A 23,357-nucleotide genomic window follows, 5' to 3' on the forward strand; every position below is an offset into this window, starting at 1 on the left:
TGGAAATCACGTTGCCTTGAAAACCGGTTGAATCGTCATAATGGGCGCGTCGCCGCCCTTCGCCGCGGCGATCAGATTAGGCCGCCAGCGCCGATGCATCCAGAGCCATTGCTCGGGATGCTCGCGCACCCATCCCTCGACGACGGCGGTCATCATCGCCATCGCGCCTTGAACGTCGATCTCGCCATTGGCATCGCGCGGCAGGTCGAGCGGCGGCGTCAACTCCAGCCGGAAGCGATGATGCGGCAACCGGATGACGCGCACGCCATGGACTGGGCATTCGAAGCGCCGGGCGAATTTGCCGAGGATCGGGTTGGTCAGCGCCGGCCGGCCCATGAAGGGCACCACCACGCCGCGGGTGAAATGCTGGTCGATCAGCATGCCGAGATGGCCGCCCTTCTCCAGCACGCCCTGCATGGCGAAGGCTGCGCCCTGTTTGGCGGCAGCGAGCCCGCCCATCGCGCCGGAACGGATCTCATGCACGATCGCAGCGATGGCCGGGTCGTTGGGTGCGCGGAACACGGCGGTGGTGTCGAGCTTGTAGGCGGCGGCGCAGATCGCAGGCAGCTCCCAATTGGCGAGATGGGAGGAGAAGATCAGGCCCGGCTTGCCATCATCCTTGAGCGCGATGAATTGCTCGATGCCGTCGACCTCGACGCGCGAGGGCGCGTCCCGGTTGTCGTCGTCATAGTCGAACAGGGTGTTCAGATGGGCGTATTCGGCGGCGGTGCGGCCGAGATTTTCCCAGGCTCCGCGGGCGATCCGCCGAACCTCGTCCTCCGTCATGTCCGGGAAAGCCGCGCGGATATTCGCGAGCGCGACGCGGTTGACCGGGATCACGGGGCTGACGCTGCGCAGCAGCCAGCCGCCGAGATCGCTCGCGCGCTCGGGCCCGAGCCAGCGCAGGAAGCCGAACAGCGCCCGGATCAGGCCGATCATCACCACGGCGCCGGCGCGCACGGCGAGAGCTTTCAGTCGTCTCAAGGTCAGCCCGGTCCCATCTCGCCCGTGCATTGAGCTTATCGGGCAGGAACGGGGACTTGCGGCAGGAAGGCCGCTTGCGTCAAGCCTTCCGGGTGCGGATGGCCGCGTCAGAAGGCGACGATGACCTTGCCGAAGACCTGCCGGCCTTCGAGCCGGGCCAGGCCTTTTTCGAAATCGGCGAGCGGAAACACCGAATCGATCACGGGTTTCATGCCGCCGGCCATCTTTTCCAGGGATTGCGCGATGTTTTCGATGCGGCAGCCGAAGGAACCGGTGATGCGGTATTGCTGCTGAAAGAGCTGCATCAGGTTCATCGTGGTCGATGCGCCCGACGTCGCGCCGCAAGTGACGAGCCGGCCGCCGCGCTTGAGGCAGAGTAGCGAGCCGTTCCAGGTGTCGGCGCCGACATGTTCGAAGACGACATCGACGCCCTTGCGCTTGGTGAGCTGGCGAACCTCGCCCTCGAAGCGCTCGGTCTTGTAGTTGATGACGAAATCAGCCCCGAGCGCCTTGGCCTTGCGGCCCTTCTCGTCATCGCCGACGGTCGTATAGACCGTGCAGCCGATAGCCTTGGCCATCAGGATGGCAGCCGTGCCGATGCCCGAGCCGCCGGCATGGACCAGAATGGATTCGCCGGGTTCGAGCTTGGCGTTGTCGAACAGCATGTGCTGGACCGTGCCGAAGCCGATCGGCGCGCAGGCGGCATCCTCGAAGGAGACGCCCTCGGGCGCCTTGATGACGAGGCGCGCGGATTTGTTCAGCAGTTCGCGCGCGAAGCCGTCGATATGGAAGCCCATGATGCCAGCGACGTTCTCGCAGAGATTGTCGCGACCCTCCCTGCAGGCCTTGCAGTGGCCGCAGGTCTCGGCGCCATAGGCGGTGACGGTGTCGCCGACCTTGAGATTGGTGACGCCCTCGCCGACGCAGACGATCTCGCCTGCGGCCTCGACGCCGGCAGCCTGAGGCATCTTGCGCTTGGCGAAGGCCATGCCGCGAAAGCCCCAGACGTCGAGATAGTTCAGCGCGACCGCGCGGATGCGGATCTGCACCTCGCCGACGGCGGGCGGCGGCGGCGGCTCGATCTCCTCGAGACGGAGGTCGCGGTCGCCATGAAGCTGGAGGGAACGCATGGGGACTTCTAGCCTTTCAGAACTGGTCCGGCCATTGCCACGAGGCATGCAGGGCAGCCAGGATTTCGACGCGCCATTGAACCTCGTGACTGACCTATGTCAGCGGTGCACGCCGAGTTGTGCCGTCACCCCGCCGTCGATCGGCAGCACGGTGCCGGTGATGTAAGCCGCCGGCTCGCTCATCAGGAAGGCGGCGAGCCCCGCGACCTCCTCGGGCTTGGCGAAGCGGCCGGCCGGGATCTGGGCCTGCATCTTGTCGCGATAGGCCGCATAGGGCGCCATCATGTCGGTGTCGACGAAGCCCGGCGCGATCACGTTGACAGTGACGCCGCGCTTGCCGGTCTCGACCGCGAGCGTCTTGGCATAGGAGATCAGCGCACCCTTGGAGGCGGCGTAGGCGGCATTGCCCGGGTTGCCGCGCAAGGCCGCGACGGAGCCGATCGCGACGATTCGCCCGGCGCGGGCGCGGATCATGTTGCGCATCAGGCTCTTGGCGAGGCGGGTGAAGGCCCAGAAATTCACCTGCATCGCCGCTTCGGCCTTGTCCTGCGCCATCATCGCGGCGAGCGAATCATAGGGCTGGCCGGCATTGTGGATGAAGCCGAAATAGCTTTCCGCCTCGCGCCCCTCGCAGAAGCCGTCGAGCGCGGCCTTGTCGGAGAGATCGAGCGGGAGGGCGGCGAGCAGACGATCGGGGTGGGCCGCATTGATCTCTGCGACGAGCGCCTGCGCCTGGTCGGGCGATGAGCGATAGGTGAAATCGACATCATGACCGGCCGCGGCCAGCGCACGGACGATCGCGGCGCCGACGCCCTTGGCGCCGCCTGTGACGAGGATGCGGGTCATGCGTGGGTAGGTTCCACAGTCAGCACGAGGCAGGTGTTCTGGCCGCCGAAGCCGAAGGAGTTCGAGATGATGGTGCGCACCGTCGCGTCGCGCGCCGTGTTGGGCACGACGTCGAGCGCTATCGCCGGGTCGGGATTGGCGTAGTTGATCGTCGGCGGGATGCGGCCATTGGCGATGGTCATGAAGGAGATCACGGCCTCGACCGCACCGGCCGCGGTCAGCGTGTGGCCGATCATCGACTTGTTGGAGGAGATCGGCAGGCTCGCCATGCGCTCGCCGAAGACGGCGGCGCAGCTCATCGCCTCCATCTTGTCGTTCTCGGGCGTCGAGGTGCCGTGCGCGTTGATGTAGTCGACATCGTCGGGCGTAAGCCCGGCATCGTCGAGCGCATCCTGCATGGCCAGGATCGCGGGCTTGCCGTCGGGGCTCGAGCGGGTGCGGTGGAAGCCGTCGCCGCGCTCGCCGCAGCCCGCGACGATGCCCAGGATGGTCGCGCCGCGCGCGAGCGCATGGTCGTAATCCTCCAGCACCAGCGCGCCGGCGCCTTCGCCCATGACGAAGCCGTCGCGGTTCTTCGAGAAGGGCTTCGCGGCGGCTTCCGGCGGATCGTTCTGAGTCGAGAGCGCCGAGAGCAGGGAGAAGCGGATCAGCGCCTCGGCATGGACGGAGCCGTCGGTGCCGATGCAGAGCGCAGCCTCCGTATCGCCGCGGCGGATTGCCTCGACGCCCATCTGGATCGCGGTCGCGCCGGAGGAGCAAGCTGTGGAGAGCGAGATCGGCGAGCCCTTGGTGCCGAATCTGTCGGCGATATGATCCGCGACCGCACCGAACAGGAAGAGTTCGTGCATGGGTTTGAATTTCTGCGAGGCGGCGGCGCGCAGCAGCCCGTCATAATCCACGTCGCCTTCAAGAGTTTGGGCCAGCTCCTGCTTTTGCGGCCATTCCATCTCGACCGGCGGCACCGCCATGAAGAGTTCGCCGGGAAAATCGCCGGGCTGACCAAGGCCGCTCTGGCTAACCGCCTCGTCGGCTGCGAGCGTCGCGAGCTTCTCCGAGAGCTGCGGGGCCGTGAAGGAGCCGTCGAAGAGAAAATCGACCGTGCCGGCGATGGTCGTGCGCAGGCCCTCGGTCGGGAAGCGCTCGATCCGGTGGATGCCGGATTTACCTGCGGTCAGCGCTTGCCAATTGGCCTCCTTGCCCTGGCCGAGCGAGGTGACGATGCCGAGGCCGGTAACGGCGACGACCCGGCGGCCCTTGGTGTCGCGATGGGCTGCAGTCTGGCCCGCCGCAGTCTGGTTCACTGCAGTCTGGTTCTTGGCGCTCATCGATTGATCCTCACGCTTTCACCAGGCGCGCGGCGCCCTCGCCGCGCCAATGGCCGGCGCCGGTGACGATCGCCTCCTTGGCCTGCCCCGCCGAGATGGCGGCCGCGGCCAAGGCGACGGAAACCGGGAATGCGGCCTCCACGGCATGGCCGACGAGATCGCCGGTCGCGACGCGCCTGGCTTGCGGCAGCGCAGCGATGACCGAAGCCTCTTCCGCCGTGACTCCGGCGGTGCCGGTTGCGGCCGAGATCGCCAAGGCGCCGGGCGCGATCGCGCCGAAGCCCGAGAGTAGTCCGCTCAAGGCCGCCTCGACCGTGCCGGGCTGGCGCTTCGAGCGCGCCGCAGCAACATGGCTCAGCCGAGCATGGACCTTGGCGCCGCGCGCGGCGGCGCGCGCGGCCGATTCGAGCACCAGGAAGGCTCCGGCGCTGCCGGTGATGAGGCCCGGTGCATCCTCACGCGCGAAAACCGGCGCAAATTCGCCCTTGCGCAGATAGCCGCCGAGTTCAAACAGCAGCAGCATGTCGCGCCGCTCGGCATTATAAGCGCCGCCAACCAGCATGACCTCGGCCTGGCCGGCCGCGATGCGGGCATGCGCCGTGCGGATAGCGTCGACGCCGGCCTGCTCCTCGCCCATGAAGGTGCGCGAGGCGCCGGTGACGCCGTGGACGATGGCGATATTGCCGGCAAGCAGGTTCGAGAGCTGGGCGAGGAAGAGCGTGGGGCGCAGATCGCCCATCAGGCGCTCGTTCAGAAAGGCTCCCGGCTCGTTGGCGCCGCGCAGGCCGGTAAGGATAGCGCCGTCGACGGCGTGGTCGCGCTCGCCGCCACCGGCGGCGACGATGACCTGCAGCGCGCTCTTGGCCTCGGCGTCCTGCTTCAGTCCCGCATCATCGAGAGCCAGACCGGCGGCGTAGACGCCGAGCCGCTGCCAAGGCTCCATCTGGCGCTGATCCGATTTCTTCGGGATCTGGCGGTCGAGTTCGAGCGGCTTCAGCGGGTGCACTGGATAGGGTGCGAAGCTCGTAGCGTCGGTATTCGGCGCAGCGCCGACTGCTAGCGCCTGCGCATGGGTCTCCAGCCCCTCGCCGAGACTGGACGCCAGTCCAATCCCGGTGATGACGACGTCGTGCGGGTTCATCGTGCAGGCTCCGGCTTGAGGCCGATGGTTTTGATGCGGCCTTCCATCAGCGCGCGCATGTCGGCGGGGAAGGGCATCAGTCGGAACCGCAATTCAGCGTCGCAGATCGGCTTGCCGGCGATGGTGATCTTCGCCTTGGTGGCGGCATAGCCCGACCCCTCGATCACCAATTGGGCGGAGACGTCGAGAACGGCGTCGGGCTCGACGAAGGTGCGGAAGCGCGCCTTGTCGACTGTCATCAGGAAGGGCATCTGGGTCAGCCCGTTCAGGCCCAGCAGAAGATAGCCGGAGGCCTGCGCCATCGTTTCGGTCAGCAGGACGCCGGGCACGAGCGGGTGGCCTGGGAAATGGCCTTCGAAGACCGGGCTCGCAGTTGCGGACGGCACGGTCGAGCGCGTGACGATGCGCTTTTCCGAAGGTTCGAATGCGACGACGGTGTCGATCATGTCGAAATATTCGAGGCGCATGCGATCCTTGGCCTTGTCGGGCGCGACCGGAAACGGCGCGCGCCCGCGCCGCGGACCGAAGTCTCCGCGCGCGGGCTTGCATATGCTCTATCGAGAGAGTGTGCCCGGCTCAAGGCCGAGCACAGATCAAGCAGGCTTCAGGCGCTGGGCCCGTCGCCGACCTTAGGCCTTCTTGCGACCTTAGGCCTTCTTGGCAGCCACGAGCTCGTCGATGCGCTTGCACAGGTTCTCGAGCACGAAATACTGCTCGGCCGGCGCCTTGCCCTCGTTGACTTCCTGGGTCCACTGCTCGAGCGGCAGCTTGATGCCGAAGGCCTTGTCGATCGCGAAGGCGATGTCGAGGAAGGCGAGCGAGTCGATGCCGAGGTCTTCGATGGCGTGGCTCTGGGGCGTAATCTTTTCGCGCGGAATGTCGCAGGTCTCGGAAATAATGCCGGCGACCGTCTCGAACGTGGCGGACATGCGGGTGCTCCCGTCTTGAATGATGATGGCGGGCGACATCCGGGCGCGGGGATCCCGCGCCTGCCCCAAGCCCCCCGCCGAGGATGACTGTGACGCCCCCTTACACCGAGGGCGGAAAGAGAACAACCTCGCGCGCTGAGAAGCGCGTCATGGCCGGGCTTGACCCGGCCATCTCTTGCTGAAGAGCCTCTTGCGGAAAGAGGTTCCCGGGTCCGCGCATCGCGCGGCCCGAGAATGACGCGCCGGGATCAGGCTGCGATGCCGCGCAGCACATATTGCAGGATGCCGGCGTTCTTGAAGTAGTCGATCTCGTCCAGCGTATCGATGCGGCAGAGGATCGGCACCTTCTTGACCTTGCCGTCAGCCGAGGTGATCTCGGCCTCCAGCACCTGGCGCGGCTTCACGGTGGCGAGGCCCTTGATGGTCACGCTCTCGTCGCCCTTGAGATCGAGCGTAGCCCAGCTCGTGCCCTCGGCCAGGGTGAACGGCACCACGCCCATGCCGACCAGGTTCGAGCGGTGGATGCGCTCGAAGCTCTGGGCGATCACGGCCTTGACGCCGAGCAGGTTGGTGCCTTTCGCCGCCCAGTCGCGCGAGGAACCGTTGCCGTATTCGACACCGGCGAAGACGACCAGCGGCACTTTCTCCTGCTGGTAGCGCATCGCCGCGTCATAGATCGGCAGCTCTTCCTTGCTGGGATAGTGGATGGTGTAGCCACCTTCGCGCCCGTTGGGGCCCATCATGTGGTTGCGGATGCGGATATTGGCGAAGGTGCCGCGCATCATCACCTCATGGTTGCCGCGCCGCGTGCCGTACTGGTTGAAGTCGGCGACTTCGACGCCGTGCTCCATCAGATACTTGCCCGCGGGCGAGGCCGCCTTGATCGAGCCGGCCGGCGAGATGTGGTCGGTGGTGATCTTGTCGCCGAACAGGCCCAGGATGCGGGCGCCGACGATCTCGGTGACGGGCTTGGGCGTCTTGCTGATGCCTTCGAAATAGGGCGGGTTCTGCACATAGGTCGAGGCGTCTTCCCAGGCATAGGTCTGGCTCTGGGGCGTCTTGACCTTCTGCCAGTTGGCGTCGCCCTTGAAGACGTCGGCATATTTCGCCTTGAAGATCGCCTTGGTGACGTTCTTGGCGATGAAGGCCTGGATTTCCTTGTTGGTCGGCCAGATGTCCTTCAGGAAGACCGGCTTGCCGGTCTTGTCCATGCCGAGCGGCTCGGTGGTCAGATCGAGCTGCACCGTGCCCGCCAGAGCGTAGGCGACGACCAGCGGCGGCGAGGCGAGGTAGTTCGCCTGCACGTCGGGCGAGACGCGGCCCTCGAAATTGCGGTTGCCGGAGATGACGGCGGCCGCGATCAGGCCCTGCTCGTTGATGGTCTTGGAGATCTCCGTCGGCAGCGGCCCGGAATTGCCGATGCAGGTGGTGCAGCCGAAGCCGACCAGGTTGAAGCCGAGCTTGTCGAGGTCCTTCTGCAGGCCGGCCTTGGCGAGATATTCCGCCACGACCTGCGAGCCGGGGGCGAGCGAGGTCTTGACCCAGGGCTTGACCTTCAGGCCCTTGGCGACCGCGTTGCGGGCGAGCAGGCCCGCCGCCATCAGCACCGAGGGGTTGGAGGTGTTGGTGCAGGAGGTGATCGCGGCGATGACGACGTCACCATGGCCGAGGTCGAAGTTCTTGCCCTCGACCTTGACCCGGCGCGAGAGCTCGACGCCCTTCTTGTATTCGGTGTCCATCGCGGCGGCGAAGCCGGATTTGATGGCGCCGAGATCGGCGCGGCCTTCGGGGCGCTTGGGGCCGGCCATCGAGGCCTTGACCGTGGTCAGGTCGAGCTCGAGCGTGTCGGTGAAGACCGGGTCGGGCGTGGCGCGGGTGGCGAACAACCCTTGCGCCTTCGAATATTTCTCGACGAGGGCGACGCGGGCCGGCTTGCGGCTGGTGGTGTCGAGATAGTTCAGGGTCTCGGCGTCCACCGGGAAGAAGCCGCAGGTCGCGCCGTATTCAGGGCCCATATTGGCGATGGTCGCGCGGTCGGCGAGCGTCAGTGCATAGAGGCCGGGTCCGAAGAACTCGACGAATTTGCCGACGACGCCCTTCTTGCGCAGCATCTGGGTGACGGTCAGCACGAGGTCGGTCGCGGTGATGCCTTCCTTGAGCTTGCCGGTGAGCTTGAAGCCGATGACCTCGGGCAGCAGCATCGACTGCGGCTGGCCGAGCATGGCGGCCTCGGCCTCGATGCCGCCGACGCCCCAGCCGAGCACGGCCAGGCCGTTGACCATGGTGGTGTGCGAATCGGTGCCGACCACGGTATCGGGATAGGCGACCTCGACGGTCTCGGTCTTCTTGCCCTTCTTCACCTTCTCCTTGCCCGTCCAGACGGTCTGGGCGAGGTATTCGAGATTGACCTGGTGGCAGATGCCGGTGCCGGGCGGGACGACGCGGAAATTGTCGAAGGCGAGCTGGCCCCATTTCAGGAAGCGGTAGCGCTCGCCATTGCGCTGATATTCGAGGTCGACATTGGCTTTCAGCGCCTTGGGCGAGCCGAATTCGTCGACGATGACGGAATGGTCGATGACGAGATCGACCGGGACCAGCGGGTTGATCTTCTTGGGGTCGCCGCCGAGCGCCTTGACGCCGTCACGCATCGCGGCGAGGTCGACCACGGCGGGAACGCCGGTGAAGTCCTGCATCAGCACGCGGGCGGGGCGGAAGCCGATCTCCTTGCCGGCCTTGCCCTTGTCGTCGAGCCAGCCGACGAAAGCCTCGATATCGGTCTTGGTGACCGAGCGGCCATCCTCGAAGCGCAGCAGGTTCTCAAGCAGCACCTTCATCGAGAAGGGCAGCTTCGAGATGCCGGGCAGGCCGTTCTTCTCGGCGATCTTGAGGGAGTAGTAGACGTATTTCTTGGTGCCGACGGTCAAGGTCTTGCGGCATTTGAAGGAATCGAGCGAAGCCATGCGGGCTATCCTGATCAAGGGGTTGCGGTCGCGAGCCGGTGAGCCTTGCGGCTTTGCCGGATCGAAGGCCTAATGCGCATGACGCGCGCGCCGCCTCGGGAGTGCCCGAGCCCCGCGCCGGATCGGCGTGCGGCGTAGCCACGGGTTCTATAGAGCAATTCCAAGAAGCCCGCTACATGTACCGTATGAGCTCGGCGATGACTTTGACGCTTGGGAAGACGCTTTAGCCTTGCCGCGATTTTCATTCCCCAAGCTGGTCCTGAACGCCGAGAATCTCAGCTGCCGGCGCGGCGGGCGCTTAATTTTCGAGGAGTTGAGCTTCCGGCTTGGCAATAGCGAGGCGATTGCGCTGACCGGACGCAACGGCGCCGGCAAATCGAGCCTGATCGCGATGCTGTGCGGCCGGCTGCGGCCCGACGCAGGGGATATGCGAATCGAGGGGGCTGAGGATGCGCCGCTGGCCGAACTCAGCCATCTCGTCGGTCACCGCGACGGGCTGAAGGTCACGCTGACGGCGCAGGAGAACCTCGTCTTCGCGCAAGCTCTGCTCGGCGAGCCCGGCGTGGCGCCGCAGGATGCGCTCTCGGCTGTCGGCCTGCCGCATGTCGCTAGCCTGCCGGTGGGCTATCTCTCGGCGGGGCAGCGCCGTCGCGTCGCCCTGGCGCGGCTCCTGGTGTCGCGGCGGCCATTCTGGCTGCTCGACGAGCCGATGGCGGCGCTGGACGTCGCCGCGCAAGCGATGCTGGCCGGGCTGATGCGCGATCATCTCGCGCAGGGCGGTGCGATCTTGGCGGCAACGCATGGGCCGTTGGGCCTCGAAACCGCACGCGAATTGAGGATCGGACCGTGATCCGCGCCTTCCTCGCCATCCTGAAGCGCGACCTCATGCTCGCCTCGCGCGCCGGCGGGGGCGGGGAGCTGGCGCTCGTCTTCTTCCTGACGCTGGTCGTGCTGGTGCCGTTCGCGCTCGGGCCCGATCTCAACCTGCTGTCGCGGATCGGTCCGGCCATCCTCTGGTTGGGTGCGCTGCTCTCGACGCTGATCGGGCTCGACCGTTTGTTCCAGAGCGATGAGGAGGACGGTTCGCTCGATCTGATCCGCGCCTCGGCGCTGCCGCTCGAACTCAGCGTTCTGGCCAAGGGGCTGGCGCATTGGCTGACGACCGGCCTGCCATTGGCGCTGGCCGCGCCGTTGCTCGGCCTGCTGGTCGCGCTTCCCGTGGACGCGATGCTGCCGGTCGCGGCGACCTTGCTGGTCGGAACCCCGGCGCTGAGCTTCATCGGCGCGGCAGCGGCGGCGCTGACGGCCGGTTTGCGGCGGGGCGGTCTGATCCTGCCCATCCTGGTCGCGCCCCTGACGATTCCGGTGCTGATCTTCGGCGTATCGGCCGCCAACAGCGCGCTGGGCGGCACGATTCCGTTCCTGACGCCGTTCCTGATCCTGTGCGCGCTGTCGCTGGGCTCGCTCGTGATCGGCACGGTCGCGGCGGCTGCGGCGCTGCGCCAAGCGGATTAGGACAAGGCTGGCGGCTGCTCGACGGGGCGCGCCGCGCGATCGCCAAACTCCAGGGCGCAGCCATATTGCGCCGCAGCTCGCGCCACCATGTTCGCGATGTCTTCGAGCGCGACGTTCTGATCTTCGTGCTTGCGGCGGATGCTGTCGGCCGTCGCAAAAACATCCAGAACCAGCGACTGACTGGCGCTGAACCTGACGGTTTCCTTGATGTCGTCCTGGATGCTGGTGGATAGCTGGATCAGCATGGCTGGCCCTCCTGTTCATAGTCGAACATAGGGCCGGCGGCGCTTCGACACAACACAGAAATCAAAAAATTAGTATGTATTTCAATTAGTTAGTAACATACGCCAATGATGACAGGAAAGCCTTTGACGGTGTCGACGGCAATGGCTGCAACGCGGCCACCCGCCTTTCCTGAGCAAGAGCCGGCCCGTTGGGTGTCGGCGTCGACGGCTGAACTATCGCTTTTTTAGCAGCTTGTTGATTTGCCTGATAATGCTCTTATAAATTCACTTACTCATTTAGCTCATGGGGAGACGGGCGATGGCTGAGCTGGAACGTGCCGACAGGCTTCAGATCATGCTGAACCAGGACGAACTGCGCGCAGTCGAGGACTTCCGCTTTGAGAAGCGGATGCCGAGCCGCGCCGCCGCGGTTCGCGAATTGCTGCGGCGCGGGCTGGAGTCGGAGGGCTTCAGTCTCGCTGCGGAAGGCGTCCGATCACGCGATTTTGGCGTCGTCAGCAGTAACGGATCCGAGGCGTCGTCCTCGCAAAACGAGGACTGACCCGGCCGCCACGACGCAATTTGCCGCGCGCGTCGTGGATTGTTGAGACGCGCCGTCATTGCTAGATCAGGTTCGAGCTCCGGCTTCCGCCGGATGAGGACAAGCCGATCGCGATGACATGGCCAGCCTGATCGATTTCGCGAATCCGACGCGCTTCATGCGCCTCTCGGTCGTGCTGCTGCCCTGGGTCATGGGCATGGCCGTGATTCTGCTGGCGCTCGGCTTCTATCTCGCCTGGTTCGTCGCTCCGGCCGATTACCAGCAGGGCGAGACCATCCGGATCATGTTCGTGCATGTCCCGGCCGCTTGGCTCGCGCTGATGTTCTACACGATGATGGCGATCTCCGGCCTCGGCACGCTGGTCTGGCGGCACCCCCTGGCGGATGTCGCTCAGAAGGCGGCGGCGCCGATCGGGGCGTGCTTCGCGTTGATCTGCCTGCTCACCGGCGCCTTCTGGGGCAAGCCGATGTGGGGCACCTATTGGGTCTGGGACGCACGGTTGACCTCGGTGCTCGTGCTCTTCCTGATCTATCTCGGCATCATCGCGCTCTGGCGCGCACTCGACGATTCCGCCCGGGCCGGGCGGGCGGTGGCGATCCTGACGCTGGTCGGCTTCGTCAATGTGCCGATCATCAAATTCTCGGTCGACTGGTGGAACACACTCCACCAGCCGGCCTCGGTGTTCCGCGCTGGCGGGCCGACGATCCACCCCTCCATGCTGTGGCCGCTGCTGATCCTGGCGCTGGGTTTCACCTTGCTGGGCCTGGGACTGCATCTGGTGGCGATGCGGGCTGAGATCATGCGCCGGCGGGTGCGCACGCTGACGATATTGGAGGCCGAGCGGCTCGACCGGCTGGCGGCGCAGGCGGTGCCGGCATGAACGGGCTTGAATCATGAATAGTCTTGGCCCGCATGCCGGTTTCATCCTCGCCTCCTATGGCGCGGTCGTCCTGATCCTGGGCGGCTTGGTTGCGGCGATTCTCTTGGATCACAGAGCGCAGAAGCGCGCGCTCGCGGCGCTGGAGCAGCGCGGCGCAGGCCGCCGTTCGGACAGGGCGTCGTCATGAGCGAGATCGAGGTTCAACCCCGCCGCCGCTCGCCGCTGGTTTTCCTGATCCCCCTGATCCTGTTCGGCGTGCTGGCGCTGGTCTTCGCGGTCGGCCTGTTCTCGGGCGACGCCAGCAAGGTGCCCTCCGCCCTGATCGGAAAGCCTGCTCCGGCAATCACGCTGTCGCAGCTCGACGGGTTGCAGCGGGACGGGCAGCCCGTGCCGGCTTTCGCGATGGCGGATCTGGCGAAGGGGCGCGCCACCCTCGTCAATGTCTTCGCCAGCTGGTGCGCGCCCTGCCGGGTCGAGCATCCCTTCCTGGTGGCCATGGCCGAATCGCCTGCGGTGAAGGCCGGCAAGGTCGCGGTGGTGGGCATGAACTACAAGGATGAGGCGGAGAACGCCCGGCGCTTCCTGGGCGCGCTCGGCAATCCCTATTCGGCTGTTGGCGTCGACCGGAGCGGGCGCGCGGCGATCGAGTGGGGCGTCTATGGCGTGCCCGAGACCTTCCTGATCGGCCCGGACGGGCGGATCCTGGAAAAGCATGTCGGGCCGCTCGATGCGCAAACCGCCGGGCGCCTGCTGACGCGGGCGGCGGCTGGGAAGTGACGTCATGCTCGGGCCTGAGCCCCGAGCCGCTCTCGCAAGAGAGCTTCCTTCCGATGGAGCTTCCCGGGTCTGCGTTTCACGTCGCCCGGGAATGACGATCTTACGTAGCGCGCTTGCCTACGCGGCTCGCTTGCCGCTCATCAGGCTTGCGAACATGCCGCGCCCGTCGATGCCGCCGGTCAGCGAATCGATCAGGTTCTCGGGGTGCGGCATCAGGCCGAGCACGTTGAGCTTGGGCGAATAGATGCCGGCGATGTTGTTCTGCGAGCCGTTCGGATTGGCGGCGGCGGTGATCCGGCCTTGCTCGTCGGCATAGCGGAAGGCGACGAGGCCTTCGCCTTCGAGGCGCGCCAGGGTCTCGGCGTCGGCGATGTAGTTGCCTTCGCCATGGGCGATGCAGACATCGATGACCTGGCCCTTGGCATAGGCGTTGGCGTAGGGCGTGTCGGTACGCTCGACCGTCAGATGCTGGCGCTTGCAGACGAATTTGAGGTCGGCGTTGCGCATCAGGATGCCGGGCAGGAGCCCGGCCTCGCAGACGATCTGGAAGCCGTTGCAGATACCCAGCACATAGCCGCCGCGCTCGGCATGGGCGCGGGTCGCGTCCATGATATTGGCGCGCCCAGCGATGGCGCCCGTCCGCAGATAGTCGCCATAGGAGAAGCCGCCGGGCAGCACCACGAGATCGGTGCCCGCCGGCAGGGCCGTGTCGGCGTGCCAGACATGGGCGACCGTTGCGCCGGCCTGCTTCAGCGCCTTGGCGACATCGCCTTCGCGATTGGAGCCTGGAAAGGTGATGACGGCGGCTTTCACGGGGTCTCACTCCTCGGCTTGCAGTCGCGATAGCGCGCGGCATCGATCGACATGATCGTCATGACGGCGGGCGTGCCATTGCGTTGCACCTCGCTCAGCCCGTCCTCTCTCATGCCGAGCTTGGTGTAAAGGGCCATGCCGCGCGCATTGTGCGGCCAGACACGCAACCAGGCCTTCGCGGCGCCCAATTCGTCGAAGATCAGCGCGAGCGCATGGTCGAGCAGGGCGCGGCCATGGCCGCGTCCCTGGCTCAGGGCCGCGATCCGGCGCACCAATACGGCGCTGGCGGCGGGCGCGATCTCTTGCAGGATCACGAAGCCTATGACGGTACCGTGGGAATCGAGCGCGACGATATAGCGATGGCTCGGCTCGACCAGCGCCGCGAGGTGCTCCTCACGACTCCAGCGCCCGACGGTGTCGTCGTAGCCGGGCTGGCGTTCGCAAGCCATGATCGCATCGACGTCGTCATGGGTCGCGGGGCGAAGCGCTATGGTCGCGGTCGCTGCCGGTTGGGGCGCGATTCCCGTCATGGCGCGCGAGACTGCCGGTCAGACGCCGACCTCGACGCGGTAGTTCTCGATCACGGTGTTGGCGAGCAGCTTTTCGCAAGCCGTCTTCAGCGCGGCTTCGGCGGCAATGGCATCCTGGCCGGCGAGCTCGATGTCGAAGACCTTGCCCTGGCGGACCGAATCGACGCCGGCGATGCCGAGCGATTTCAGCGCGCCCTCGATCGCCTTGCCCTGCGGATCGAGCACGCCGGTCTTGAGGGTGACGGTGACGCGGGCTTTCATGAGGTTCTCCGGACGTTTGTTGCGCGTGGCTTAGCGGCGAATCGGTGCCGGCTCAACCTCTCCCGCGCGGTTTCACGTGAATCAGCGATCGCGCCAGGCCGCGCGCGCCTGGTTGCGGGCGGCGTCGGGGTCCGGGCTCACGCCCAGCGCCAGGTTCAGGCGGGCGCCGTCGCGGCCCGACAGGATCGCGGTGACGGCGCGCTTGCCGCTTGCGTCGCGGGCGCGGATCTCGACGAGCAGGCCCTGGGCGCCATCCTCGCTGAAGCGGGAGACGGTCGTCGTGCTCTTGGGAGCGGTCGATTCTGCTGTCTTGGCCTTCTTGTTCGCTTCCTTGCTCGCCGGCTTCTTGCTCGTCGACTTGGCGAAATCGCGCGCGAGCCGGGCCGGGTCCGTCGCCAGCGTCTTCTCCATTGCGTCGGCCTCGCGGCCTTCCAGCGTGATCAGCGCGGCGAAACCCTGTCTGGTGCAGGTTGCGCGCGGGCAAAACGACATCGCCTTCGCCGAGAGCCCGTCATTCAGGACCCAGGATTCGATCGGCAAGGGTTGCCAGCCACGCTCGGCCGGGAGTTCGGTGATGCCGAAGCCGTAATGGTTGCTGCAGCCGGCGAGCAGCAGCGCGCCCGCCAGCGTCAGGGCGACATGAAAACGGGAGCGCGAAGGCTCCCGTTTCAGTCTTGTGATCTGTTCGCGACGAAGGCTCACGGCACCAGGCGCGGCGATTACTGCACCAGCCGGGGGCCTGCCGGTCCGACCTTCTCGTTCTCGCCCAGGATGCCCAGGCGGCGAGCGACTTCGGTATAGGCCTCGATCAGCCCGCCCATGTCGCGGCGGAAGCGGTCCTTGTCCATCTTGTCCTTCGACTTGATGTCCCAGAGCCGGCAGGAATCGGGGCTGATCTCGTCGGCGACGACGATGCGCATCATCTCGCCTTCCCAAAGCCGGCCGCACTCCATCTTGAAGTCGACGAGGCGGATGCCGGCACCGAGGAACAGGCCGGACAGGAAGTCGTTGACGCGGATGGCCAGCGCCATGATGTCGTCGATCTCCTGGGGCGTCGCCCAGCCGAAGGCGGTGATGTGCTCTTCGGAGACCATCGGGTCGTTCAGCGCATCGTTCTTGTAATAGAACTCGATGATCGAGCGCGGCAGCTGCGTGCCTTCCTCCAGCCCGAGACGGGTGGAGAGCGAGCCGGCAGCAACGTTGCGCACCACGACTTCGAGCGGAATGATCTCGACCTCGCGGATGAGCTGCTCGCGCATGTTCAACCGGCGGATGAAATGCGTGGGCACGCCGATATCGTTGAGATTGGAGAAGATGTGCTCCGAAATCCGGTTGTTCAGCACGCCTTTGCCGTCGATCACTTCATGCTTTTTGGCATTGAAGGCAGTCGCATCGTCCTTGAAATGCTGGATCAGCGTACCAGGCTCGGGTCCTTCATAGAGGACCTTCGCCTTGCCTTCGTAGATGCGACGGCGGCGATTCATTGGGATGTACCGTGGCTTGAGGAAATCCATAGGTCGGCCTTTCTCTGGTCGCGGTCGCCCGCGGCGGGATCGGGGCCCCTGATCAGCCGGTCCTGCGCGATCTGCGCTGATTCCGATTCTTAGGCGGGATCAGCCTAGACCGCATGGCCGGCCGGCTCAATGCGAAGGCAGCCGCCAAGGCCGTCTTCGCGCCCGCTATATGGGACTTCTGCACTGCAAACGCAACAAATCCGCTCTGGAAGCCTTGACGCAGGGATAATGAGCCCGCTCGCGATCGGGCACGGGAGCATTCCGCTCTGGCTCTGGGCGGCCCGCCGTCCTATATGGCTCAGAACCAAGCCTTCCCGAGCCCTTTTCCAGCGCGCGCCCCGCGAGAGGACTTAAAAAGATGTCGACATTCGATCAGCGCAAGGACGCCTTCGAGAACAAATTCGCTCACGACGAGGAGCTGCGCTTCAAGGCGACGGCGCGGCGCAACAAGCTGCTCGGTCTCTGGGCGGCCGAGAAGCTGGGCAAGAGCGGCGCGGAGGCGGACGTCTATGCGAAGGCCGTCGTGGTGGCCGATTTCGAGGAGGCCGGCGACGAAGACGTCGTGCGCAAGGTCAAGGCCGATTTCGCGGCCGGGGCGGTGACGGTCGGCGATGCCGAGATTCGCCAGATCATGGCGGAGCTCCTGGTCAAGGCGGCTGAAGAGATCCAGGCCGGTCGCTAGTGGAACGAATTTGACATTTGCCTCGCGCCCGATATCGGGCGGATAGCAAATGTCAAATTCATAAGTTCCACTAGAAAACCAAAGAGTTGCTAGTGGTTTTGATGATTCCGACATTTGCTCCGAGCTCGATATAGAATGGGGAGCAAATGTCGGAATCAAACCACTAGGGCGCGCCGCCCGGCAAACGCAGGATGCCGGCAAACGCAGGACGCATGTGAGACGGGCGCATGGGCGCCCGTTTGCTTTTGAGCGTCGCCCCGGTCCAATTTGAGCGACCCGCCATCCCCCAAGAGCGGGCCCCAGAACCGGATGAACGCCCATGTCGAAGCCCACAGTGCTCTCCTCGCTCGCCGACCGTCTCGCCAAGGGCGACAAGATCCTCTCGGCCTGGTCGAGCATTCCTGAGCCCAGCGTCAGCGGCATTCTTGCTCAGGAGGCCTTCGACGCCGTCACGCTCGACATGCAGCACGGACCGATCACGCTGGGCGAGGTCATCCGCGCGATTCCGCTGATCAACGCGGCGGGCAAGCCGGCGCTGGCACGTCTTCCGGTCGGCGAGTTCCAGAACGTTTCGAAGTTGCTCGATGCCGGCGTTTCCGGCGTGATCGCGCCGATGATCAACACGATGGAGGATGCGCGCCGCTTCGCCGCCTATTCCAAATACCCGCCAATGGGCGAGCGCAGCTGGGGCAGCTACGGCGCGCTCGGCACCTCCGGGCTCGATGCGAACAGCTATTTCAAGGCGGCCAACGGCTTCTCGCTCTCCTTCGCGATGATCGAGACGCGCGAGGCGATCGCCATTCTCGACGACATCCTGGCGCTGCCGGGCATCGACGCCGTCTTCGTCGGCCCTTCCGATCTTTCGATCGCGCTGTCGGGCGGCGCGCTGGTCGATGCGACGATTCCCGAGGTCGATGAGGCGATCCGCCACATCGTTGCGCGCGCATCCGCCGTCAACAAGCCGGTGGCGATCTATGCCCAGTCGGCGGAGCGGGCGAAGGATTTCTTCGCGCTCGGCGCCAGGATGGTGACGCTGATGAGCGATACCGGGCTGATGCGTGCCGGCGCCCAGGCGGCGATCAAGACGATCAGGGGCTGATCGATTCTAGAAGTCAGGGCATTGCTTCTGCGAAAAACCGGTTCCCACTTTTTCGCGCAAGGCTCCTAAGCGTTGATGCCTTCGCGCTTCTTCAAGGCGGCGTAATAGGCCCAGAGCAATCGCGCCGCGACGCCGCGCCATGGCCGCCAGGCCTCGGCCAGCGCCGCGAGTTCGGCTGCTTTCGGACGGGCGGGCAGGTCGAAGGCCTGCCGCGCCGCCTCCTGGATCGCGAGGTCGCCGGCGGCGAAGCCGTCGCGATGGCCGAGGCAGAACAAGAGGTAGATGTCCGCCGTCCAGGGGCCAATCCCGGAGACGGCGGTCATGTGCTCATGCACGGCCTCGGGCGTGGCGGCCTCCAGCGCCTCGAAGCGCAAGCTGCCCTCGACCAGCGCGGCGGCGACCGCACGCAAGGTGCGCTGCTTGGGCCGCGAGAGGCCCGATAATCGCATCTCCTCGTCGCTGGCCGCCAGGACGCGCTCCGGCGTCAGGGGCGCGAGCACGCTCTCGACGCGGGTCCAGACGGCGCGGGCGCTCGCCACCGATAATTGCTGCGAGACGATGATGGCTGCTAGCCCCGCGAACCCGCCAGGGCGGCGGCGCAGCGGCGGCAGACCGACCTTGTCGATGATCCCAGCCCAATGCGGCTGCAGCGCGCGTAGCGCCGCCATGCCTTCCTCGAGATCGGCGTCGCAGGTGATCAGGTTCATGTGATCAGGTTCATGGCGGGCTGATGGAACGGTATGGTCGAGACGGGGATTGTCAGCAGCGTCGCGGTCTCGGCTGCTTGCCCGCGAGACCATAGAGCGTTTTGGAGCGAAGTGGATATCGGGTCGCGCGAAGAAAACGCATTAAAACAAGGAGGTAGAGCAATTTCCGGTCCAACTGAATCGGAAATTGCTCTAGACAAGGCGGATGGCAGCGTCCTCACTCGATTTCGCGGAGCCGGTCTTCCGCTTCGCGCCGAGCCCGAACGGGCGGCTGCATCTTGGCCACGCGCTGTCGGTGCTGACGAATGAGCGGCTGGCGCGCAAGCTGTGCGGCCGGCTGCTGCTGCGGATCGAGGATATCGACGTCACCCGCTGCAAGCCGGAATTCGAGGCGGGGATCAGGGAGGACCTTGCCTGGCTTGGCCTACGCTTCGACGGTGTGGTTCGGCGGCAATCCGAGCATTTCGAGAGCTATGCCGAGGCGGTGAGGGCTCTGCAGGCGCGGGGGCTGGTCTATCCCTGCTTCTGTTCGCGCCAGGTGATCAAACGCGCGGTCGGCCTGCACAAGGCTTGGCCGGTCGACCCCGACGGAGCGCCGCTTTATCCCGGAACCTGTCGCGCGTGCGGTCCAGCCGAGGCCGCGACACGCATCGCGGCCGGCGAGCCGCATCTGCTGCGATTGGCGATGGACCGCGCGATCGAGGAGATAGGCGGGGCAGCCGATTATGTGGCTTTCGACGAGGCAGGGCATGAACGGCTCGTCGCCGCGCAGCCGGTCCGCTGGGGCGATGTCGTGCTGGCACGCAAGGAGGCGCCGACGAGCTATCACCTCTCGGTCGTGCTCGACGATGCGCTGCAAGGCGTGACCCATGTCGTGCGCGGGCGCGATCTCGAAGCTGCGACCGATATCCATGTCGTGCTGCAGCGGCTGCTCGGCCTGCCGACGCCGCGCTATCATTTCCATCCTCTGCTGAGCGACGAGACCGGGCAGAAGCTGGCGAAGAGCCGGCTTTCGGAAAGCCTCGCCGATCTCAGGGCGCGTGGTGCCACGGCCGGCGAGATCAGGGCGCAGCTAGGCTTCGGCTGAGCGGCCTCCCGTCGTCGCAATGACGGCTTGGCAATGACGGTTTGCGTCGTCAGCTCACCCCGAGCCAGGTCAGCCAGGCCGTGGTGGTGAAGAGCGAGAGCATGGTCGAGAGCGCGATCGCGCTGGAAGCGTCGGCGACACCCTGCTTGTAGCGCTCGGCGAAGAGATAGGCGTTGATGCCGCAGGGGCAGGCGGCGAAGAGCACGGCGACGCCCGACCAATGCGCCGGCATCTGGAAGACCATGGTCGCCAGCACATAGACGATCAGCGGATGCAGCCCGAGCTTGAGCCCGCTCAGGATGGCGGGCAAAGCGAGGCCCGATGTCAGGCCGTAACGCCGCATGGCGATGCCCAGGCTGATGAGCGCGCAGGGCACGGCGGCGCCGGCCAGGAGGTCGATGATCGTCCAGAGCGGCTCGGGGATCAGGCCGATGATCGGGCGCGCCGCCGAGCCAAGCAGGATGCCGATGATGATCGGGTGAGTGAACAGCCGCTTGATCATCATCGTGATCGAGGCCGCGCGGCCTTCGGCGAGCAAGGTGGCGATCGTCATCGTGACCGGTAGATGGATCGCCAGCAGCAGACCGAGCGGCACGGCGCCGGCGTCGCCATAGGCCTTCAGGATCATCGGCACGCCGACGAAGACGGTGTTGGATTGCGCGGCGGCGAAGCCCGAGACGACCAGCTCGGGACCCTTGCGGGCAAAAATGCGGCTCGCGATCAGCATGGCGAGCGCCCAGACGATGGCGAGGCCGGCGAAATAGGCGATCCAGTAGCCCCAGGGCTGGGTGGCCGGAATATCCGCCTTGGCGAGCGTGCGGAAGAGCAGGCAGGGCAGGGCCAGGACGAAGACGAAGTCGGAGAGGCCCTCGCCGGTGGTCTCCCGCACGATCTTGGCCCAGCGCGCGAGGTAGCCGAGGCTGATCAGGCCGAAAACGGGCAGGACGACGATGAGGGCGGCGAGCATCGGCCTAATTCGCGGGGCAGGAGCGGAACAGGCTTTCCCGGTGTGCTCTCGCTGGTGCTAAGTCAAGCGCCGGATGCGATGCAGTGCCGCTCCAACGGCCGCGTCATGCGCTCAGCGCAACTGTGCGACCGTGCCGCCGGCCTTCACGATCAGGCCCTGGATCTCGTCGCGCTGGCGCTTGAACTCTGCCAGCGCGCCGCCCTGGAGTTCGCGGCCGCGCGGCACGCGGATCTTCATCGGGTTCACGAAATTATCGTTGACCTTGACCTCGTAATGCAGGTGCGGGCCGGTCGAGAGGCCGGTCGAGCCGAGATAGCCGATAATCTGGCCCTGCCGGACCCTTGCGCCGGGCACGATGCCGTTGGCGAAGTTGGACTGGTGCGAATAGGTCGTGACGTAGCCATTGGCGTGCTGGATCTCGGTGTGCTTGCCATAGCCCGACGACCAGCCGGCGCTGATGATCGTGCCGTTGCCCGCCGCCAGGATCGGCGTGCCGATGCGGTTGGCCCAGTCCACGCCGGTATGCATCTTCGAATAACGCATGATCGGGTGGTAGCGCATGCCGAAGCCGGAGCGCATCTCGCCTTCGGCGATCGGCTTGCGCAGCAGGAATTTCTTCAGCGAGCGGCCGTCCTCGTCGAAATACTCGATCAATCCGTCCTCGGGCGCCTGGTACCGGAAGACGCGGCGCGTCTCGCCGTTGATGGTCAAGGCCGCCGACAGGATCTCGGCGCGCTCGCCTTCCTCCTCCTCGGTGAAGATGACCTCGAGATTGTCGCCGCCGCGCACGCGCTGCTGGAAATCGACGTCATAGGAGAAGATGCGGACGAGCTCGTCGACAAGCGGGCGCGGCATCTCGTGGCGCAGACCGGTCTCGTAGAGGCTGTCATAGAGCCTGGCGCCGGTGCTGCCGCCGCCATCCTCGTCCTCCTCATCATCCTGCGCGTCGCCGGTCTTGCGCTGCGGGCGCTGCGGGCCGACCAGGTCCTGGCGGGGCAACGTGACGGAGACGAAGGCGCCGGCGTCGTTGATCGCGACCGTTCCGTCCGGCTGGCCCGCGGTCAGGAAGGAGACGCGCACGATCTGTCTGACATCGCCGGGGCGCGGACCCGGCGCGAAGAGAACCTGCAGGACCTGGCCGTCGGGAAGGGCCGAGACGCGGACCTTGCCGCCAAAAGCCTGCATCATGCCACGGATCTGGTCCTGGTTCGCGCCGGCAGCACGCATGGTCTGCTCGAAATTCTCGCCGCGCTTGGCGATCACCAGCTTCTCCTCGACCAGCGGCTCGCGCGAGGCGGGGATCGGCGTCTTGCGCGCGTTGGTGACGTTCTCGGGAACGACGCGGACCTCGATGCCGGAAAAGCGCGTGTCGCTCGGCGCATAGGCCAAGAGGTCGCCCCCGGTCGGGGCCGCGCCGGTGAGCGTGCGGCTCAGCATCAATTGCGGCGGGATCGGCAGGCTGCGCTGCCGCCCCGCGGCTGCGGCATTGGCGCGCTCTTCCTCCATCTGGGCGATGACCTCGGCGTCACCGAGCTGGGCTTTGCCGTCGGGGACCTGGATATCGGTCAGGTCGCGCTTCACGATGGTCACGTCGGCGTCGGGGAGATCCTGTACCGGCTCGGCGTAACGCTCGCTCGGCTGGCCGCCCTCGGCGAAGAGCCGCAACGGGTTGAAGGGGGGAATATTGGTCGCGTAGACGCCGGTCGTCATCGACAGGTTGGATGCGAGCCGGATGAAGGGCCGGACGCGGATGACCTCGCGATCCCCGAGCTTCTGCGACATCGGCGCCCGCACGGCCTGGCGTGCGCCGATCACGGGTTGCTCGGCTACGAGCTTGTCGGCCTTGCGGGCCCCGCCGCCGGCGCCGGCGCCCGAGGAGGCACGCGCCGTCACGGTCTCGGGCTGTTCGGGAAAGCTGGTGTCGCCGCGCATCGCGATCAGGATGGCGGCCCCGAGCAGGGCCGCGCCGCAGGAGCCGACGAGCATGCAGGCGAAGAGCCAGCGCACCGAGATGCCGCGCCGGTCCTGCAATTGATGCGCGGAGCCGTCCGGCCGGATCGGTGGCTCGATCCCGAGATCGATCAGCAGCGCCGCGGCCTCGGGGGCGAGCGGTTCTGCTGGGGCGTTGAACTCGGGATGGGCGTTCATCGTCTGGCGTCTTGATCCGTCTTTATCCGCACCTGCAAGCCTAGCCATGCGGACAAACCTGCCGCCGAGCGCGGGAGCCTCGCCCGCTCAGGCTGGGAGACCATGCCCGCGTGGCGGCGCGGAATCAATCGCGCAACGAGCGGGAGGCGCTCTCATGGCCTTGGATTGCGGCTGTTTACGGGCGTGTCATGGGCGCCCTCGCGAGCGCTTGCGTGCGCGCGCGTACAAAGAAGTCGCTGCCCACAGCGAAGGCGGCCGCCGCCCAAAAAAATGGCC

Annotated in this window: 26 protein-coding genes; 9 read left to right on the forward strand and 17 right to left on the reverse strand. The window is 66.2% G+C overall.

Annotated elements, in window-relative coordinates; genetic code table 11:
- Nucleotides 1–6: 6 nt before the first annotated feature.
- The 8 genes from ACSQ3P_RS27440 to acnA all read right to left on the reverse strand — a co-directional run bounded on the left by ACSQ3P_RS27440 (nucleotide 7) and on the right by acnA (nucleotide 9,315).
- On the reverse strand, nucleotides 7–939 hold the full coding sequence (locus ACSQ3P_RS27440) for a lipid A biosynthesis lauroyl acyltransferase (RefSeq protein ID WP_436168643.1): 933 nt from the start codon (nucleotides 937–939) through the stop codon (nucleotides 7–9).
- Nucleotides 940–1,091: 152 nt separating this feature from the next.
- On the reverse strand, nucleotides 1,092–2,114 hold the full coding sequence (locus ACSQ3P_RS27445) for a zinc-binding dehydrogenase (protein WP_436168614.1): 1,023 nt from the start codon (nucleotides 2,112–2,114) through the stop codon (nucleotides 1,092–1,094).
- Nucleotides 2,115–2,213: 99 nt separating this feature from the next.
- A complete protein-coding gene (locus tag ACSQ3P_RS27450; protein ID WP_436168615.1) occupies nucleotides 2,214–2,960 on the reverse strand; it encodes an SDR family oxidoreductase in 747 nt (248 codons plus the stop codon).
- Nucleotides 2,957–4,285 (reverse strand): beta-ketoacyl-ACP synthase, encoded by a 1,329-nt coding sequence (locus tag ACSQ3P_RS27455; RefSeq protein ID WP_436168616.1) that lies wholly within the window; start codon nucleotides 4,283–4,285, stop codon nucleotides 2,957–2,959. The genes ACSQ3P_RS27450 and ACSQ3P_RS27455 overlap by 4 nt, the downstream gene beginning before the upstream one ends.
- A gap of 10 nt (nucleotides 4,286–4,295) precedes the next feature.
- On the reverse strand, nucleotides 4,296–5,426 hold the full coding sequence (locus tag ACSQ3P_RS27460) for a beta-ketoacyl-ACP synthase (protein WP_436168617.1): 1,131 nt from the start codon (nucleotides 5,424–5,426) through the stop codon (nucleotides 4,296–4,298).
- Nucleotides 5,423–5,893, reverse strand: coding sequence for a 3-hydroxyacyl-ACP dehydratase FabZ family protein (locus ACSQ3P_RS27465; RefSeq protein ID WP_436168618.1), 471 nt, complete (start codon nucleotides 5,891–5,893; stop codon nucleotides 5,423–5,425). The genes ACSQ3P_RS27460 and ACSQ3P_RS27465 overlap by 4 nt, the downstream gene beginning before the upstream one ends.
- 180 nt (nucleotides 5,894–6,073) lie before the next feature.
- Complete coding sequence (locus ACSQ3P_RS27470; protein WP_092178340.1) at nucleotides 6,074–6,355, reverse strand: acyl carrier protein; 282 nt, start codon at nucleotides 6,353–6,355, stop codon at nucleotides 6,074–6,076.
- Nucleotides 6,356–6,603: 248 nt separating this feature from the next.
- A complete protein-coding gene (gene acnA, locus ACSQ3P_RS27475; protein ID WP_436168619.1) occupies nucleotides 6,604–9,315 on the reverse strand; it encodes an aconitate hydratase AcnA in 2,712 nt (903 codons plus the stop codon).
- A 253-nt stretch (nucleotides 9,316–9,568) separates the two neighbouring features.
- Between acnA and ccmA the strand changes: the two genes are divergently transcribed.
- Both ccmA and ccmB read left to right on the forward strand, forming a co-directional pair.
- The gene (gene ccmA, locus ACSQ3P_RS27480) at nucleotides 9,569–10,165 is read left to right on the forward strand and encodes a heme ABC exporter ATP-binding protein CcmA (protein ID WP_436168644.1); all 597 of its coding nucleotides are present in this window, start codon (nucleotides 9,569–9,571) and stop codon (nucleotides 10,163–10,165) included.
- Entirely contained in the window at nucleotides 10,162–10,830 is a 669-nt protein-coding gene (gene ccmB / locus ACSQ3P_RS27485) for a heme exporter protein CcmB (protein ID WP_436168620.1), read from the forward strand. Before ccmA ends, ccmB begins: the two co-directional genes overlap by 4 nt.
- Here ccmB and ACSQ3P_RS27490 read toward each other — a convergent pair.
- Nucleotides 10,827–11,075 carry a hypothetical protein gene (locus ACSQ3P_RS27490; RefSeq protein ID WP_436168621.1) on the reverse strand — a complete coding sequence of 83 codons (249 nt, stop codon included), beginning with the start codon at nucleotides 11,073–11,075 and terminating at the stop codon, nucleotides 10,827–10,829. The genes ccmB and ACSQ3P_RS27490 overlap by 4 nt on opposite strands.
- A 298-nt stretch (nucleotides 11,076–11,373) precedes the next feature.
- Here ACSQ3P_RS27490 and ACSQ3P_RS27495 point away from each other — a divergent pair, with 298 nt between their 5' ends.
- The 4 genes from ACSQ3P_RS27495 to ACSQ3P_RS27510 all read left to right on the forward strand — a co-directional run bounded on the left by ACSQ3P_RS27495 (nucleotide 11,374) and on the right by ACSQ3P_RS27510 (nucleotide 13,273).
- Complete coding sequence (locus ACSQ3P_RS27495) at nucleotides 11,374–11,616, forward strand: hypothetical protein (protein ID WP_436168622.1); 243 nt, start codon at nucleotides 11,374–11,376, stop codon at nucleotides 11,614–11,616.
- A gap of 118 nt (nucleotides 11,617–11,734) precedes the next feature.
- Nucleotides 11,735–12,496, forward strand: a complete 762-nt coding sequence (locus tag ACSQ3P_RS27500) for a heme ABC transporter permease (protein ID WP_436168623.1) — start codon at nucleotides 11,735–11,737, stop codon at nucleotides 12,494–12,496.
- A gap of 13 nt (nucleotides 12,497–12,509) precedes the next feature.
- Nucleotides 12,510–12,683, forward strand: coding sequence for a heme exporter protein CcmD (gene ccmD / locus ACSQ3P_RS27505; protein ID WP_436168624.1), 174 nt, complete (start codon nucleotides 12,510–12,512; stop codon nucleotides 12,681–12,683).
- A complete protein-coding gene (locus ACSQ3P_RS27510) occupies nucleotides 12,680–13,273 on the forward strand; it encodes a DsbE family thiol:disulfide interchange protein (protein WP_436168625.1) in 594 nt (197 codons plus the stop codon). Before ccmD ends, ACSQ3P_RS27510 begins: the two co-directional genes overlap by 4 nt.
- Before the next feature lie 117 nt (nucleotides 13,274–13,390).
- Here ACSQ3P_RS27510 and purQ read toward each other — a convergent pair whose 3' ends face one another.
- The 5 genes from purQ to purC all read right to left on the reverse strand — a co-directional run bounded on the left by purQ (nucleotide 13,391) and on the right by purC (nucleotide 16,391).
- Nucleotides 13,391–14,086: a phosphoribosylformylglycinamidine synthase subunit PurQ gene (gene purQ / locus ACSQ3P_RS27515; protein ID WP_436168626.1), complete on the reverse strand. Its 696-nt coding sequence runs from the start codon at nucleotides 14,084–14,086 to the stop codon at nucleotides 13,391–13,393.
- Nucleotides 14,083–14,616: a GNAT family N-acetyltransferase gene (locus ACSQ3P_RS27520; RefSeq protein ID WP_436168627.1), complete on the reverse strand. Its 534-nt coding sequence runs from the start codon at nucleotides 14,614–14,616 to the stop codon at nucleotides 14,083–14,085. Before ACSQ3P_RS27520 ends, purQ begins: the two co-directional genes overlap by 4 nt.
- An 18-nt stretch (nucleotides 14,617–14,634) precedes the next feature.
- Complete coding sequence (gene purS / locus ACSQ3P_RS27525; RefSeq protein WP_436168628.1) at nucleotides 14,635–14,877, reverse strand: phosphoribosylformylglycinamidine synthase subunit PurS; 243 nt, start codon at nucleotides 14,875–14,877, stop codon at nucleotides 14,635–14,637.
- An 81-nt stretch (nucleotides 14,878–14,958) separates the two neighbouring features.
- Complete coding sequence (locus ACSQ3P_RS27530) at nucleotides 14,959–15,579, reverse strand: hypothetical protein (RefSeq protein ID WP_436168629.1); 621 nt, start codon at nucleotides 15,577–15,579, stop codon at nucleotides 14,959–14,961.
- 17 nt (nucleotides 15,580–15,596) lie between these two features.
- The gene (purC, locus tag ACSQ3P_RS27535; protein WP_069689009.1) at nucleotides 15,597–16,391 is read right to left on the reverse strand and encodes a phosphoribosylaminoimidazolesuccinocarboxamide synthase; all 795 of its coding nucleotides are present in this window, start codon (nucleotides 16,389–16,391) and stop codon (nucleotides 15,597–15,599) included.
- A 358-nt stretch (nucleotides 16,392–16,749) separates the two neighbouring features.
- Here purC and ACSQ3P_RS27540 point away from each other — a divergent pair, with 358 nt between their 5' ends.
- Nucleotides 16,750–17,073 (forward strand): DUF1476 domain-containing protein, encoded by a 324-nt coding sequence (locus ACSQ3P_RS27540; RefSeq protein ID WP_103721301.1) that lies wholly within the window; start codon nucleotides 16,750–16,752, stop codon nucleotides 17,071–17,073.
- A 319-nt stretch (nucleotides 17,074–17,392) separates the two neighbouring features.
- Nucleotides 17,393–18,172, forward strand: coding sequence for an HpcH/HpaI aldolase family protein (locus tag ACSQ3P_RS27545; RefSeq protein ID WP_069689007.1), 780 nt, complete (start codon nucleotides 17,393–17,395; stop codon nucleotides 18,170–18,172).
- Nucleotides 18,173–18,237: 65 nt separating this feature from the next.
- On the opposite strand, the gene ACSQ3P_RS27550 is transcribed toward ACSQ3P_RS27545, so the two are convergent.
- Nucleotides 18,238–18,879 (reverse strand): DNA-3-methyladenine glycosylase family protein, encoded by a 642-nt coding sequence (locus ACSQ3P_RS27550; protein WP_436168630.1) that lies wholly within the window; start codon nucleotides 18,877–18,879, stop codon nucleotides 18,238–18,240.
- A gap of 205 nt (nucleotides 18,880–19,084) precedes the next feature.
- Here ACSQ3P_RS27550 and gluQRS point away from each other — a divergent pair, with 205 nt between their 5' ends.
- Nucleotides 19,085–19,966, forward strand: coding sequence for a tRNA glutamyl-Q(34) synthetase GluQRS (gluQRS, locus tag ACSQ3P_RS27555; RefSeq protein ID WP_436168631.1), 882 nt, complete (start codon nucleotides 19,085–19,087; stop codon nucleotides 19,964–19,966).
- 49 nt (nucleotides 19,967–20,015) lie between these two features.
- On the opposite strand, the gene ACSQ3P_RS27560 is transcribed toward gluQRS, so the two are convergent.
- Both ACSQ3P_RS27560 and ACSQ3P_RS27565 read right to left on the reverse strand, forming a co-directional pair.
- Nucleotides 20,016–20,933, reverse strand: a complete 918-nt coding sequence (locus ACSQ3P_RS27560; protein WP_436168632.1) for an AEC family transporter — start codon at nucleotides 20,931–20,933, stop codon at nucleotides 20,016–20,018.
- Nucleotides 20,934–21,044: 111 nt separating this feature from the next.
- Nucleotides 21,045–23,081, reverse strand: coding sequence for a M23 family metallopeptidase (locus ACSQ3P_RS27565; RefSeq protein WP_436168633.1), 2,037 nt, complete (start codon nucleotides 23,079–23,081; stop codon nucleotides 21,045–21,047).
- Between the last annotated feature and the right edge of the window lie 276 nt (nucleotides 23,082–23,357).

The organism is Allobosea sp. LjRoot9, assembly GCF_964252745.1.
In the GTDB taxonomy this organism is placed as follows: domain Bacteria; phylum Pseudomonadota; class Alphaproteobacteria; order Rhizobiales; family Beijerinckiaceae; genus Allobosea.

Bases quoted from the DNA above. Each gene is read 5' to 3' on its own strand.
- ACSQ3P_RS27440 (WP_436168643.1), bottom strand. From the start codon at position 939: ATGATCGGCCTGATCCGGGCGCTGTTCGGCTTCCTGCGCTGGCTCGGG.
- ACSQ3P_RS27445 (WP_436168614.1), bottom strand. From the start codon at position 2,114: ATGCGTTCCCTCCAGCTTCATGGCGACCGCGACCTCCGTCTCGAGGAG.
- ACSQ3P_RS27450 (WP_436168615.1), bottom strand. From the start codon at position 2,960: ATGACCCGCATCCTCGTCACAGGCGGCGCCAAGGGCGTCGGCGCCGCG.
- ACSQ3P_RS27455 (WP_436168616.1), bottom strand. From the start codon at position 4,285: ATGAGCGCCAAGAACCAGACTGCAGTGAACCAGACTGCGGCGGGCCAG.
- ACSQ3P_RS27460 (WP_436168617.1), bottom strand. From the start codon at position 5,426: ATGAACCCGCACGACGTCGTCATCACCGGGATTGGACTGGCGTCCAGT.
- ACSQ3P_RS27465 (WP_436168618.1), bottom strand. From the start codon at position 5,893: ATGCGCCTCGAATATTTCGACATGATCGACACCGTCGTCGCATTCGAA.
- ACSQ3P_RS27470 (WP_092178340.1), bottom strand. From the start codon at position 6,355: ATGTCCGCCACGTTCGAGACGGTCGCCGGCATTATTTCCGAGACCTGC.
- acnA (WP_436168619.1), bottom strand. From the start codon at position 9,315: ATGGCTTCGCTCGATTCCTTCAAATGCCGCAAGACCTTGACCGTCGGC.
- ACSQ3P_RS27490 (WP_436168621.1), bottom strand. From the start codon at position 11,075: ATGCTGATCCAGCTATCCACCAGCATCCAGGACGACATCAAGGAAACC.
- ACSQ3P_RS27495 (WP_436168622.1), top strand. From the start codon at position 11,374: ATGGCTGAGCTGGAACGTGCCGACAGGCTTCAGATCATGCTGAACCAG.
- ACSQ3P_RS27500 (WP_436168623.1), top strand. From the start codon at position 11,735: ATGGCCAGCCTGATCGATTTCGCGAATCCGACGCGCTTCATGCGCCTC.
- ccmD (WP_436168624.1), top strand. From the start codon at position 12,510: ATGAATAGTCTTGGCCCGCATGCCGGTTTCATCCTCGCCTCCTATGGC.
- ACSQ3P_RS27510 (WP_436168625.1), top strand. From the start codon at position 12,680: ATGAGCGAGATCGAGGTTCAACCCCGCCGCCGCTCGCCGCTGGTTTTC.
- ACSQ3P_RS27520 (WP_436168627.1), bottom strand. From the start codon at position 14,616: ATGACGGGAATCGCGCCCCAACCGGCAGCGACCGCGACCATAGCGCTT.
- purS (WP_436168628.1), bottom strand. From the start codon at position 14,877: ATGAAAGCCCGCGTCACCGTCACCCTCAAGACCGGCGTGCTCGATCCG.
- purC (WP_069689009.1), bottom strand. From the start codon at position 16,391: ATGGATTTCCTCAAGCCACGGTACATCCCAATGAATCGCCGCCGTCGC.
- ACSQ3P_RS27540 (WP_103721301.1), top strand. From the start codon at position 16,750: ATGTCGACATTCGATCAGCGCAAGGACGCCTTCGAGAACAAATTCGCT.
- ACSQ3P_RS27545 (WP_069689007.1), top strand. From the start codon at position 17,393: ATGTCGAAGCCCACAGTGCTCTCCTCGCTCGCCGACCGTCTCGCCAAG.
- ACSQ3P_RS27550 (WP_436168630.1), bottom strand. From the start codon at position 18,879: ATGAACCTGATCACCTGCGACGCCGATCTCGAGGAAGGCATGGCGGCG.
- gluQRS (WP_436168631.1), top strand. From the start codon at position 19,085: ATGGCAGCGTCCTCACTCGATTTCGCGGAGCCGGTCTTCCGCTTCGCG.
- ACSQ3P_RS27560 (WP_436168632.1), bottom strand. From the start codon at position 20,933: ATGCTCGCCGCCCTCATCGTCGTCCTGCCCGTTTTCGGCCTGATCAGC.
- ACSQ3P_RS27565 (WP_436168633.1), bottom strand. From the start codon at position 23,081: ATGAACGCCCATCCCGAGTTCAACGCCCCAGCAGAACCGCTCGCCCCC.